Origin of the sequence: Lacticaseibacillus porcinae, assembly GCF_003946305.1 — a bacterium.
GTDB lineage: Bacteria > Bacillota > Bacilli > Lactobacillales > Lactobacillaceae > Lacticaseibacillus > Lacticaseibacillus porcinae.
Genome location: NZ_RHNS01000003.1, coordinates 206,417 through 219,483, shown reverse-complemented (window position 1 = coordinate 219,483; position 13,067 = coordinate 206,417). Strand labels below are relative to the sequence as shown.

Genomic DNA, 13,067 nt, shown 5'->3' with positions numbered 1-13,067 from the left:
AATCAGAATTAGTTTTTACCGGAACTAGTTTTTCGTTGACAATGATTAACTGACGCGATTTACTAATAGAAGTGTGCATGTCACAGTGACTTTTGGGGGAGCTTATGGCATTTGGGATGTGGATTGGCCGCACGGTATTATCGGTGTTTTTCGTGGCTGGTTATTTAACGTACTATGATTCATCGTTTTATCAAAAATTGCGCACCAACTCTGGGAAAGCCGCTGTGCGTTGGGGTCATGCTTTAATTCGCATTGTTATCACCCTGACCGTTGCGCTCGGCTTACAATGGGCGGCTGTCAGCGTGCGTCAAGGTGGCGACATGTATGTCAATTTGGCGTTGTTTGTGATCAGCTACGCCTTGCTTGACGAAGGGGCGAGTATCAGTGAATATTTGTTCAACTGGGCGGTATTGAGCCTATTTTGGTTTTTAAATCATCCCTTTGATGCGCGTTTATTCTTATTGGTGGCCGTGGCCTTTGCGCTGACCTCGGTGGGATTGCGCTATTTTCAAGCGACTGTGCATTATCAATTTGGGTGGTATATGTTATTCGCCATTGCTACGGCGACGTTGTTTTGGACCACTTATGTCGACGTACCATTGCGTAGCTTGTATGGTTATCCGTTGATCTTTGCGCTGATGAGTGGGTATTCCTATAGTTATATTCACCGAATGCGCTCAGTCATTGCTGAACAAGAAAGCTTGACGCAAGAGCTGAATCACGACGTGTTGACGCATGCGTTTAGTTTGTCACGGTTGAATTCAGTAGGCATTGACACTTTTTCTGATTGTCAACAACAAGGAATTGAAATGGGAGTGGCCGTAATGGATATCGACCACTTTAAGTCATTTAATGATGATTACGGGCATGATGCCGGGGATGCGGTATTGATCGGTTTGACCAATATTTTGCAAACTGAATTGAAGCATGCGTCTGCACCTGCAGAGCTATATCGGACTGGTGGCGAAGAATTAACGATCATCATGCCTGGCTTTGCGTTAGAAGCAGCGGTGAGTTTGGTACGCAATTGTTGGAATGCTGTGCGAACGATTCCGGTGGCCTATGGTGATAACCACTTTCGTTGTTCGATCTCAGTCGGGGTTGCATTTTTAGAACAGCAAGACCAAAACTTAGATGAATTATTAAAACGTGCAGATAATTCAATGTATTTATCCAAACAACACGGACGTGATCGCATCACTGTGGATGGACAAGCAGATTTATTGAACAACTCACATTCGGCGATGATCAACTTTACCTACTACACGCAGCCAGTGATGGGGTTGTCAGATAATCACATTATCACCAATGAACTACGGTTGGAGCGCTATGCGAAGGGACAGTGGGGCAAAGCGAAGCATTACAATGTCACGACTGAAACCATGATGGCTTTGATCCGCTCGATTTCCCACCAATTGGAAGTACCATCTTTGGCGATGAACTATGAAGTTGCAGAGTTGGCAGATCCGCAGATTCAAGAGATGTTGCTCGCCTATTTAAATGCCAATGCCCAAGTGCAGTTGATCGTGGAGCTAAATCATATGCCAGATGCCAAGTTGTTTGCATCGATCGGATCGAAGTATCGGCAAGCTGGCGTTCGGTTTGTGATCGACGCAGCCACCACACCAGGACATTTTGCGGCGTTTGCACCAGTCCTGCAATACTTTGATATCGTGAAGGTTCCGCTAGCACCTAAACGCGATGCCGTCGCCGAACAGACTCTGATTGCTAATCTAAACTATTGGCAACATGTTTGTACCGTTCATCATCTTCAATTGGCACTGGACGGAATCGAATGTGACGCTGATATGCGGTTAGTTGACGAATTCAAGGTCGTCTATGGCCAAGGCAACTTCTTCAGTCGCCCAGTGTTGCCGCGAATTTTATAGATTTAATGAAAATCATATCAAGGGTTGCGACGATGATTTTGTTCCATCCTCACATCTATGAAAGGTGGGGGCAAGTCCAATTCACCCCATAAAACAGCGTTGAAGATACCACCACTTGTATCTTCAACGCTGTTTTATCGATTAAACGTAATCTTGGACTTCAGTTTTGTTGTGGACGACTTCAGAGAAATCAGTAAAGATTTGTTTACCTAGGTCGACACCATTCGCACAAGTGATGCGCCATGCAAGGACTTGAAAAGCAATGACTGCAACCAATGAGGACATAAATTGGTCTTCAATTTCACCTAATGCAAGTGTGTTGGCACTTGCAGGTTCACCAGTTAAATCGATGGTGTAGATCTTATCGATGTAGCGCGCTTCATAATCGCGCAGTGCGGACATCTTGGTGCGCACTGAGGTATCAGCTTTGGTTTGGACATAAAATTGGATGTCGTCTTTGTGAATGCCAAGATAAGGGCCGTGCATAAAGGCTTCAAGATCGTGGCCACCGGCTGGTTGGCGAACCACCTCAACAAATTTCGTTTGCATTTCCATTACTGTGCCGACGGTAGCGCCGTAACCAATGGCACTGTATTGGCGAGGGTCTTTTAAGGCTTTGGCATGTGCTTGGTAGAACGCGTCGGTTGCTTTAATGGCGTCAGGAACTTTGGCGATGACTTGGGCGAGCTGCTCTAGTTCGGCGGTCTCTTCGGCTTTGGTGATTTGTTTGTTCGCTTTGGCATAGCGCAAGGCCACTAACATTAAGGACAGTACTGTGGCGTTATAGCCCATGGTGACGTAGCCCACGCGCTCTTTGCCAGTGAGAATATCCAATGTAGTATCGCTGGCTTGCGATAATTCTTTGCCAGGTTGGCTAGTCACAGCCATGCGGAAGATTGAACGTTGCTTGGCAACTTTAGCAATCGCGTCGATTGTGGCAGTGCTTTGACCACTTTGAGAAACACCAATCACGAAATCGGTAGTTTTGCTGACAGTTTCGTATTGGGCGTAGTTGTAAGGCTCCTCAACTTGGATCCGGACGTTAGCAATTTTTTCCATATATAACTTGGCACTGCGAATCGCGTTGATACTCGATCCTGTCCCTAATATCAACCAGTCTTGGGTGCCTAGAGGTGCGCCTTTTAAGGCTTCGTCTTCAGGTTTGGGGTAGGCGTCTAATACGCGTTTGAGTGCTTCGGGTTCTTTTTCAATGTAAGTCATCATTGTGGGTAACATGATGGGTTCCTCCTAATCAAAATAGTGGGTCAAAAATGTGGCGATACCGTCGTTCAAGTTGCTGTCGGTGTGATTTCTCACCGAATTGGCCACTTTTGGTACAGCGTTTGCCATGGCGACACCAATGTTGACGGTTTTAAGCATCGCCAAGTCGTTTTCACCGTCGCCAAATGCCATGGTATGAGTCATTGGGATCTCCAGATCTTGGCAAATGGCTCGAATTGCTGTGGCTTTGGTCACCCCAAGTGGCAGTAATTCGATGTTATTTGGGGCAGAAGTGCTGATATCTAGATTTGGGCACGTTCCCAAAAATGCAGATGCATTAGCTAGTCCTACTGGGTCATCATCAGAGATCATGATGCCGTTGACGATCTCTGTTTCATGGGTAAGTAGATCTGCTAGGTCGGAGACTTGTTCATACTTGGGCTGATTTGTCCCTGCCACGCGGTGGTTGGCGTCTGCGGAGAAGTAGTCAGGCAGTTGATCCGTGTAATACACACGCTCTGGGGTAAAGTAAAACGTTGAGATCTTGTTTTTGGCAGCAGCTTGGTAAGTGGCGGTTAAGGCTTCAATGCCTAAATGTTTGCACTTTACGCCACTTGTAGTCTGGATGACGGCACCGTTGCTGGCAATCACACCAACGTTTGGACCAAGTTGGGCAGCGATGGCACGAGCGGCATCAAGCATGCGACCGGTGGCGATGAAGAAGTGTTGGCCTTTTTTGCTAAGCGTTTGGATCGCGGCTTTGGTTTTAGGGGTGATATGCTGGTGGTCATCAACTAAAGTGCCATCAATGTCCATGAAAATTGCGTATTCGTTCATGACTTTGTTCCTTTCAACCCAGAAGATTCGCGGATCAACAAACTCGGCGGCTCGATGGATAGATCGCCTAAAGGATAACGTTTTGGCGAAATGGCGTTGAGCAGTTTTGCTACGGCGATTTGAGCCAAACGGGTATTGTGATGATCAATGGTAGTGATCCGAGGGGTGAAGAAGGTGCTGTTAGGAAAGGCGTCGCAGCTAGCAATGGCAATATCTTTTGGACAATTAAGGCCGTGGTCGTTTAATGCACGGATCGCACCTAATGCCACTTGATCATTGATGGCAACAACTGCTTTTGGCAGGTCATTTTGGTTAATGAGCTCAGTCATGCTGTCAAAACCGCTTTGCGCGTAGTAATCGCTAAGAAATACGCGATCTTCTCGAAAGGTACGATAAGTCTCCATGATCTCGCGATACCCAGCTAGACGTTCGTTGGTGATGGTGATGCCAGGTTCACCGCCGATAAAGGCGATATCATGGTAGCCGCATGCTAAAAGATGTTGGGTAATAGTCGTGGCGGCGAGCTTTTGATAACGGGCCACAAAGTTAAAGCCACTATCTTTTAAAGGCTGCGCAACGATCACGACTGGTAAGTGCTGAGCCAATTGATGCAAGGCATCTAAATAGTCCGCGTCAGGATCCGCCCGGTCGATTTCACCACCTAAGATCAAAACACCATCGACTTTCTTTTCTTCTAGGCGATGGAAGGCTTCGATCTCAACTGTGGTAATGGTCGATTGTTGCAGGCCGCCGGCAGTTTGCGTGTTAAATAAGAGCAAACTGTAGCCAGCGTCTTTAGCGGCCGCTTCAATTTGTGAGACCAGCGTTGTGAAATAAGGGTTATTGATATCAGAAACCACGACGCCAAAGGTATTGGTCCGCTTTGATACCATCGCGCGTGCAGTGGCACTAGGTTGAAAACCTGAACGGTCGAGGATCTCTTGAACCTTTTGGCGTTTGGCGGGATTGACGTGGTCTTGTTTATTGAGGACCCGTGATACCGTGCTGGTCGAAACCCCAGCCATTTTGGCAATTTCTACTATCGTTAGTTCCTTTTTCGGCATCACGCCACCTCCACATCAACTCGATAGTCCTAGTTTAATGCAAGGTGGCGGCGCTTGCAAGAATTTGTGGGAACGTTACCAAAATTTATCAGAACCCCTTGACGAACTGTTCAGACGGTTGTAGCCTATAGACGTGCACATAAGTAACCGATTACAAATATTTGGTAACGTTCTCAAAAAGGAGGGGTGAGGATGCAATTAACCCCAACAGTTTTGACGGTTGACCAAGGTGGGACCAAGATCTTGATCGCTGAATGTGATCAGGCAGGACATCTTTTCAACAGTCGTAAGTATCCATCAGACGTGTCTGACCAACACGCCGCCACTAAACAGATCCAATCAGCCATCGCTGAGTATTTGAAAGAACCACATCATGGTGACATCAAAGCCATCAGTATTAGCACTGTTGGCCGCATTGATTCAGAAACTGGCATTTGGTACGAGATCAATCCCGACCATCCAACACCAGTGGCACTTGCAGACATCATTCAAAAGCAATTTGAGTTGCCGACTTACATTGGCAATGACGTCTACAGCGCGACCGTCGCTGAACAAGCCTTTGGCATCGGTCAAACCACGGATAACTTCATCTATCTCAATGTTGGCACTGGCATTGCTGGACGCGTCGTCACCAATGGTCAAATCGTTCAAGGGGCACATTCAGATGCTGGCGAGATCGGTCATATGGTGGTCGATTTCAATAGTAAAGAACAGTGCATCTGTGGACGTTTCGGCTGTGTTGAACCGATCGCATCAGGTCTTGGCATGAGCCGCGCTACGATCGAAAAGATCAATGCAGGTGAGGACACTAGCTTAAAGATCGATGATCATGGACGGGTCGGTACTGAGCAATTGTTCCCAGCATATGATGCAGGGGACAAGGTGGCACGTGAGGTCGTTGACCGCGCACTTTCCGCACTAGCTTGCTTGATCTTGAATCTCATCCGGGTCAGCGACCCTGAAGCAGTTGTTTTAGGCGGTGGCGTCACCAATGGCGACTGGCTGATGACTCACCTCAAGCCACTTTTAGGTAACGCGGTGACCCACTTGATGAAAGTCGGTGTGGTCAAGAGTCAACTTGATCCCAACCAAGTCGCTATCATGGGTGCTAGTCGTTTAGGGTTTGTCAAAGGAGGATTGCTGTGATGTCAGTTGATACATTACTTGATCAAAGTGGTGAATTGCATCGTATGCTGCAAACTCCGCCATTGACTAAGCCGCTTGAGATCCATCATCAAACCAAAGTCCCACTGAAAGGCAACGGCGTTTGGCAACAACGTGATCGCGGCACCATTGAAACTGATGGTGATGCGGTGACCTTGCATTCGCCAACACGCTATGAAAGTTGGCCTCAAGGCGCACCTCAAGATGGGGATTACATCCAATATGGCCAGATCGGAACGTTTTTGCCGATCAATCACGAAGACTGGCGCGCTTTTGATCATTTCGTATTTTCTGCCACAGTGAACAATGTTGGCGTGATCAATGCCAATATTACCTTGGCCTTTAAAAACGATGGCGTGATCAAAGTCCCTGATGAATATAACCGCGTTGGCTTTCATGCAGTGGACTTGATCTCAGATGGCAAACCACATACTTATTACTTAAATATCGCAGATCTTCCCCGAGATGCCATCAGTGAGATCAGCATCAATACCACCGCCAATGGGTCTTATCTCAATTTACCTGGTGAGATCAACATGACCTTTGAAGCGTTCAGCGTCGCAAACGCTGATCAACAGCCAGTGACCCATGGCTGGGAGCCTCAAATTAACACCGTTGTGGTCGCTCAAGCAGGATATCCGACTTGGGGCCAAAAGCTCGCATTGTTGAGCTGTGAAACCAATGCAACGAGCTTTAGTTTGGTCGATGCATTGGGCACACAAGTTTTGTCAGGTAACTTAGGATTACAAGAAGTTGCCGAGACTGGCATTAAAGTGGCGGACTTTTCGGCTATCCAAACGGTAGGGAACTATCGCCTTCAAATTGAAGGCTTTCCTGATACCAAAGTGACGATCGCTGAAAATGCTAAGCTTTGGGAAACTAGCGTGCTCGATGATCTAAACTTCATTTACTCACAACGTTGCGGCTTTCCAGTTCCTGGCTTACACCCAACGTGCCACACCGATGTCTTTGCCCAACATAACGGCTTGATCATGCCGTTTAACGGCGGCTGGCATGATGCTGGCGACTTATCACAACAAACGATGCAAACCGCTGAAGTCGCGTTGAGCTTATTGCAAGCGGCTGATTCTTATCGGGATGCTGATGCAAGACTCAGTGCGCGGATGGTTGAAGAAGCGCAGTGGGGATTGGATTTTGTGTTGAAGACTCGCTTTGGTGATGGTTACCGTGCCACCAGTGCTGGGACTTCGCGTTGGACCGACAACTACATTGGCAACTTTGATGATGTCAACGCTCGCGTTCACAACAGCGCTTATGACAACTTTTTATTTTCAGGCATTGAAGCTCAAGCTGCTGCGTTAATGCCAGAACCAATTCAAGCTCATGCTTTAAAACAAGCTGCGATCAGCGATTATGCCTTTGCCAAAGCGACCTTTGGTGAGCATCCTTATGCCGCAGAGCCGATCATGTGGGAGCATACCTACAATACTTCCAAAGCAAGCTATGATGCGACGATCGTTTGGACGGCCACTCAGTTGTTCAATTTGACCAAAGATTCGGATTATCGTGAAGCTGCTTTAACTTATGGCAAACGGCTGTTGACGTATCAAGAAACCAAAGGCTTGAAACTTGATGATGGCACTGTCATCCGCGGCGTCTTTTACCGCGATGCGACCCACAAAGTCTTTCAACATTTCAACCATCAAGCGCGTGAACACCTCTTTGCACAAGCGTTAGATGCATTGATCGGTTTGACTGATGGCGATGATGAATTCGTCCAAGCGGCTCGCAACTATGGCGATTACCTCTTGTGGTTGCAGCATTTCACTGCACCTTATCCGATGATCTCGTCAGGGCTTTATTTCGATGATGAACCAAAAGACAAAGACAGCTTTTATATTCAACACCTCTTGGTCGATAAATCTGCTGAATCTGAATACACCACCCAACTTCAAGGCGGGATCCAAGTGGGACCACACTTATTCATCAAACGATTCCCAGTGTGGTTCTCCTTCCGTGGTAACAACGGCGTGATCTTGTCCACTGCGCAAAGTGCCGCGATCTTAGCGGATGCTTTACATGATCAGAACTTGGCCCAACTGGCTGAAGATCAATTGGCCTGGGTCACTGGGCTAAATCCATTTGGTCAGTCTTTGATGTATGGCCTTGGCACCAAATTTGAAAACTTGTATGCCATCTCTTGTGGTCAACAAGTCGGGGCTTTACCCGTCGGCATCGAAACGGAAGCTGACGAAGATGTGCCGTTTTGGCCACAGTTTACCAATGCCACGTATAAAGAAGTTTGGATCGGCAATAACGGCAAATGGCTTGCGGTGATCGCAGCTTTGCTGAAAGCCGACCAAAAATGAACTCATTTACTTAAAACACGGTTCTCGTGTTTGCATCATGACCTTTTATTCTGAATACAAAATTCATTTCGATCGATCTACTCAAGAAAGAAGGAATTCTCATGGATGACCCAAAGCACGCAAACTCATTGGGTACCAAAGTCATGAATGGTTTGACCAAGTTTTCTGGTGCCTTAGCCGGAAACACCTATCTTTTAGCAATTCGTGATGCCTTTGGTGCTGCTTTGCCATTGACGATCATCGCATCGTTCTTCGTTTTAGTTAATAACTTGTTGTTGGACCCAACAATCGGGATCCTCAAAAACATTCCAGGCCACCAATTCATCACCAACGTCGGCATTCAAGTCTACAACGGGACGTTAGGTATGATGGGCTTGCTGGTCACATACTTGATCGGGTATTACTTAGGTAAAAAACTTGGCTCCAACGGGGTTTTGGATGGGGTCATGTCCGTTGTCTGCATGGTCATTTTGGTTCCTAACGAATTGTCCATCACCAGCGTTTCTGGCCACGTCTTCAAAGCCACAGCGGTTTTGACTTCTTCTCAAACTTCTGCTGAAGGTATGTTCTTAGGCATTTTCGCTGCTTTGATCGCAACACCTTTGCTTGAAGCAATCTCTAAAAACAAGCACTTACGCGTTAAGATGCCAGCTTCTGTGCCACCGGCTATCGCTGATTCCTTTAACGGCTTGATCCCAATGTGGATGGTTGCCACGATCTTTGGTATTTTTGAACAAGCTATTGTATCTTTGACTGGTATGAGTGTCACTGATTTAATTGCTAAGTTGGTTCAAGCCCCATTAGTTGGCGGCTTCCAAAGCTGGATCGGGATCACGATCTATGGTGTCATGGTTTCCTTCTTGTTCTCATTTGGTATCCACGGTTCTGACGTCTTAGGCGCTGTTTCTAGCCCAATTTTGTTGACGGCGTTCCAAGAAAACATGAGTGCCATCAAAGCTGGGCACGCTGCGCCAAACATCGTCACCCAACCATTTGTTGATTGCTACATCTTCATCACTATGATCTCCTTGGTCATTGCCATCTTGATCGCATCAAAGAAAGCCAACTATCGCCAAGTTGCTAAAATTGGTGGTGTGCCTGCCTTATTCAACATCTCTGAACCTTTGATCTTTGGTTTGCCAATTACCTTTAACCCAATTTTGGCGATCCCATATATCATCGTCCCGATCTTCTCATCAAGTCTCGCTTATGTCGCCACTGCTTTAGGGTTAGTTGCTAAGACCTATGTCATCGTGCCTTGGGTCACTCCTGCTGTGATCTCTGGTTACCTGGCAACTGGTGGTGACTGGCGTGCCGCGGTATTACAAATCGTGATCATTGCCGTTGGTGTCTTGGTTTACTTACCATTTGTGATGGCTGCCAACCGCATTAAGGATCAAGAACTATAGGAAGTGTGCACATGCAAATTGCTGCTGAACTGTATCCCGTTTTAGAAGATTTTAAAAAAGACCCACAAGGCACATTGAATCAGTTGAAGGCTATCGGTTATACCGGCATCGAATGGTATGGCGATCCCATCATGGCAGCAAGTGAAATTCGTCAATTGATCGATGAAAGTGGCCTGGCCTTAACTGGCGCTCAAGTGCCATGGCGCTTGATGCAAGGTGAGGGCCTACAAAAAGTCATCGCCTATCAAAAAGCGTTGAAAAATCAGCATGTGTTGATCGCGGCACTCGGCGGTCCATGGGAATCAGGACACAAAATCTCTGAAAACACGGTGGCGACGTGGCAGAAGCATGCTGCTCGCATCAATGAAATGAACCAAGTCTTTCATGATGCTGGCATGACCCTGGGGTATCACACCCATGCTTATGACTTTGGTGAACTTGTTGAAGGCAAAGCAGGATCACTTGATATTTTACTCAAGGCCGTCGACTCCGACGTTCAAATCGAAGTGGATACAGGCAACTGTATCGAAGGTGGGCGCGATCCCCAACATGAACTGCTTCGCTTAACTGGTCGTGTGCCATTCGTTCACTGCAAACCATACGGCACCAAAGATAAATACGAAGTTGCCTTGGGAAGTGAAGCGGACAAAAATAATTGGCCAGCGATCGTGAAGGCTGCACAAGATGCCGAATCTCAATGGCTGGTGGTCGAACCTGAGTCGACCACGTTGGGCAGTCCACTTGAGACCATGGCGCAATGCTTTAGGGCATTAAAACCATTTGTTAAATAACTTTCTCTCATTTCTACTTACAAAGCAGACCCAGCCGTCGTCATGATGGCTGGGTCTTTTAGGTCAAACAAAAACCGAGTGTGACATCAAAATCACACTCGGTTCATTTGCAGATTAACGTGCAGTTGCCAAAAGGTTGGCAATGTTGTTTAACGCATCTTGAGCGATTTGCATCGCATCTGGATCTAATTCAAAGTTTGGTAAGGTTTCATCGTTGTAGTGGAGCAATGCAGCAGCGCGAGCGACCATATCATACCAAGTTTGGAAAGGCATTTTGTTGATGGCACCGCTGATGGCACTTGGGCACACTTGCAACAATTGGTTGACGACTAATTTGGCTTGCGTCAAGGTTTCATCAGGCACTTGAGACAAGTTGGTGGCTTTGTTGGCTAAACGGAATAAGCGTTCAGCGGCGACTAATACAGGATTTTTGAACCCGGCTTGTTGTTTGACCACAGAGCGATCATCCAACATGTACTTTTGCAACCCGATCATAGAGAACAAGGTGATTTGATCGCCGATTTGGCTACCGAGGTCTTCTAAACGGGTGATCCCGCATTCAGCAAGTTGTTCTTTGGTGAAGGTCAACGCTGCATGTGCGGAGAAATCAGAATATTGGATCCCGATGGTGGACTTAGAGTCGCTAGTGCGCAACATGAACATGACGTCTTTACCACTTTGGGCTTTGACATAAGCATTCAGCATGCGAGCAGCGACAGCCAATTGTTCATCTTCAAATTCGTTGCGACGATCTAATGCGATGCGTACCTTATTTGGTAAGTAATCCAAGGTGTTCAACACGCGTAAAATGGTCGCTAAGTATGGATACCAGATCCCAAAGCCTAACGCGAAGTTCCCCATATCCGATTGTGGGGAATAAGTGACAAAGTTTTGCGCCTGATCGCCATGGGCTTGCGTCAACATCGCGGCAATTTGTTCATGACTCTTGCCGCGGGCTTTGACTTCATCACCTGGTTGCCAACCAAAAGGATACAACGTGTTTGAGAATTGATCTAAAGCATGATCGTTGTCTTGATCGACTAACGTGGCACCGATAAACATGTTGCGTTGATAGTCATTGCCATGGACAAACGATTCATCGATGAACAATTGCAAGGTTTGCGGATTCTTCTTGGAGGCGTCAACTTTGGCAGCTGTTTCTGTAGGTGTTGCAGGCTTTTCAACTGGTGTTGAGGCTTTAGTCGCTTCAGGTTTTGCTTCGACTGGCGCAACGTCTTTTGTAGGTACGACATTTGTTGCTGGTTTAGCAGCAGTTGGTTGCGCAGCCTTAGCTTCCGGTTTTGCCAGAGTTGGGTTTGCGGTGGTTGATTTTTCAGCAACGACAGATTTTTCAACCTTTTCAGCTTTTACAGTTGGTTTTGTTGCTTTTGGTTGTTGCACGACTGGTGTTTGGGCTTTGCGGTGAGCAGGTACTTGAGCACTTGGATTCATGCTCCCAACGCCTGCTTGAGATAATTGTTCTGCCCGTGCTTCAACTGCAGCAGCTTGAGCTAACCGTTCTGCTTCGTGTTCCGCTTCTGTTTGAATTGGCGCCCCATCGATTTGATGAATAGTGAAGCGGGCAGGCTTTTGCTTGCGGCTGACTTTAGCGGCTTTAGTTTGCGACTTGTGATCTTGGCGAGATGCTGATTCAGTTACTTGACTAGCTGACTTTGTCGCTGTTGACTGACTCGATGCTTTAGTTGCGGATTTTTTCGTAGTTTGTTTAGCTGTCGCTTGTTTGCCGGTGTTTTGTTTTGCAGTAGTTTGCTTAGTCGCTGCTTGTTTAGCGGTGTTTTGCTTAGCCGTAGTCTGTTTAGTAGGAGCTTGTTTAGCGGTGTTTTGTTTAGCCGTAGTCTGTTTAGTCGCCGCTTGTTTAGTGGTTTTTTGTTTAGCAGCGGTTTGCTTCGAAGGCGTTTGCTTGGTTACGGATTTCTTCGCTGGCTTTTCAGCAACTTTTTTAGCAGGTTGTTTAGCGGCAACTTTTTTAGTAGCAGCCTTTTCAGCTAATTCTTGATGGTTGCGTTTAGCAGGCGTTGCTTTTTTAGCTGGTGTTTTGGCAGTTGGTGCTTTTTTAGCTGGTTCAGCTGCTTTTTTTGCAGGTTGTGGGGCAGTGGGTAATTCACCAGGTTTAGTGGCAATAATACTTTCATGTTCATCGATAAAACGATTGATTTTGAACATGACTGCAGTACTCATTTTGGCATCTTTTAATACTTTGCGCATGCTGACCGGTGAGATCCCGATTTGCTTTGCGGCTTGCGTCACGCTTAAATGCTCGGCGCTCATGATTTGTTTCAAATGGAAGGCAGTGCTACCATTCATAGATTGTTCCTCCTAATATATGGCACAACAAAAAAAG

General features: G+C 46.8%; 9 protein-coding genes. 5 read left to right on the top strand and 4 right to left on the bottom strand.

The features are described from left to right. Window positions 1-104 precede the first annotated feature (104 nt). Window positions 105-1,889 (top strand): bifunctional diguanylate cyclase/phosphodiesterase, encoded by a 1,785-nt coding sequence (locus EKM92_RS04735; RefSeq protein ID WP_125708394.1) that lies wholly within the window; start codon window positions 105-107, stop codon window positions 1,887-1,889. A gap of 141 nt (window positions 1,890-2,030) precedes the next feature. On the opposite strand, the gene EKM92_RS04730 is transcribed toward EKM92_RS04735, so the two are convergent. Genes EKM92_RS04730 through EKM92_RS04720 form a run of 3 tightly spaced genes read right to left on the bottom strand, consistent with a single transcriptional unit; the run spans window position 2,031 to window position 5,011 of the window. After that, complete coding sequence (locus EKM92_RS04730; RefSeq protein ID WP_125708392.1) at window positions 2,031-3,125, bottom strand: SIS domain-containing protein; 1,095 nt, start codon at window positions 3,123-3,125, stop codon at window positions 2,031-2,033. 12 nt (window positions 3,126-3,137) lie between these two features. Continuing rightward, window positions 3,138-3,947, bottom strand: a complete 810-nt coding sequence (locus EKM92_RS04725; protein WP_125708390.1) for a Cof-type HAD-IIB family hydrolase — start codon at window positions 3,945-3,947, stop codon at window positions 3,138-3,140. Next, window positions 3,944-5,011 carry a LacI family DNA-binding transcriptional regulator gene (locus EKM92_RS04720; protein WP_125708388.1) on the bottom strand — a complete coding sequence of 356 codons (1,068 nt, stop codon included), beginning with the start codon at window positions 5,009-5,011 and terminating at the stop codon, window positions 3,944-3,946. Before EKM92_RS04720 ends, EKM92_RS04725 begins: the two co-directional genes overlap by 4 nt. 192 nt (window positions 5,012-5,203) lie before the next feature. Here EKM92_RS04720 and EKM92_RS04715 point away from each other — a divergent pair, with 192 nt between their 5' ends. The 4 genes from EKM92_RS04715 to EKM92_RS04700 all read left to right on the top strand — a co-directional run bounded on the left by EKM92_RS04715 (window position 5,204) and on the right by EKM92_RS04700 (window position 10,705). Then, on the top strand, window positions 5,204-6,157 hold the full coding sequence (locus tag EKM92_RS04715; protein WP_125708386.1) for an ROK family protein: 954 nt from the start codon (window positions 5,204-5,206) through the stop codon (window positions 6,155-6,157). Then, a complete protein-coding gene (locus EKM92_RS04710; RefSeq protein WP_125708384.1) occupies window positions 6,157-8,505 on the top strand; it encodes a glycoside hydrolase family 9 protein in 2,349 nt (782 codons plus the stop codon). The genes EKM92_RS04715 and EKM92_RS04710 overlap by 1 nt, the downstream gene beginning before the upstream one ends. Before the next feature lie 101 nt (window positions 8,506-8,606). Then, the gene (locus EKM92_RS04705) at window positions 8,607-9,914 is read left to right on the top strand and encodes a PTS sugar transporter subunit IIC (RefSeq protein ID WP_225420716.1); all 1,308 of its coding nucleotides are present in this window, start codon (window positions 8,607-8,609) and stop codon (window positions 9,912-9,914) included. An 11-nt stretch (window positions 9,915-9,925) separates the two neighbouring features. Further along, window positions 9,926-10,705, top strand: coding sequence for a sugar phosphate isomerase/epimerase family protein (locus tag EKM92_RS04700; protein WP_125708382.1), 780 nt, complete (start codon window positions 9,926-9,928; stop codon window positions 10,703-10,705). Between the two features lie 114 nt (window positions 10,706-10,819). On the opposite strand, the gene EKM92_RS04695 is transcribed toward EKM92_RS04700, so the two are convergent. Further along, on the bottom strand, window positions 10,820-13,030 hold the full coding sequence (locus EKM92_RS04695) for a hypothetical protein (RefSeq protein WP_125708380.1): 2,211 nt from the start codon (window positions 13,028-13,030) through the stop codon (window positions 10,820-10,822). Window positions 13,031-13,067: the final 37 nt, after the last annotated feature.

Bases quoted from the DNA above. Each gene is read 5' to 3' on its own strand.
- EKM92_RS04735 (WP_125708394.1), top strand. From the start codon at position 105: ATGGCATTTGGGATGTGGATTGGCCGCACGGTATTATCGGTGTTTTTC.
- EKM92_RS04730 (WP_125708392.1), bottom strand. From the start codon at position 3,125: ATGTTACCCACAATGATGACTTACATTGAAAAAGAACCCGAAGCACTC.
- EKM92_RS04725 (WP_125708390.1), bottom strand. From the start codon at position 3,947: ATGAACGAATACGCAATTTTCATGGACATTGATGGCACTTTAGTTGAT.
- EKM92_RS04720 (WP_125708388.1), bottom strand. From the start codon at position 5,011: ATGCCGAAAAAGGAACTAACGATAGTAGAAATTGCCAAAATGGCTGGG.
- EKM92_RS04715 (WP_125708386.1), top strand. From the start codon at position 5,204: ATGCAATTAACCCCAACAGTTTTGACGGTTGACCAAGGTGGGACCAAG.
- EKM92_RS04710 (WP_125708384.1), top strand. From the start codon at position 6,157: ATGTCAGTTGATACATTACTTGATCAAAGTGGTGAATTGCATCGTATG.
- EKM92_RS04705 (WP_225420716.1), top strand. From the start codon at position 8,607: ATGGATGACCCAAAGCACGCAAACTCATTGGGTACCAAAGTCATGAAT.
- EKM92_RS04700 (WP_125708382.1), top strand. From the start codon at position 9,926: ATGCAAATTGCTGCTGAACTGTATCCCGTTTTAGAAGATTTTAAAAAA.
- EKM92_RS04695 (WP_125708380.1), bottom strand. From the start codon at position 13,030: ATGAATGGTAGCACTGCCTTCCATTTGAAACAAATCATGAGCGCCGAG.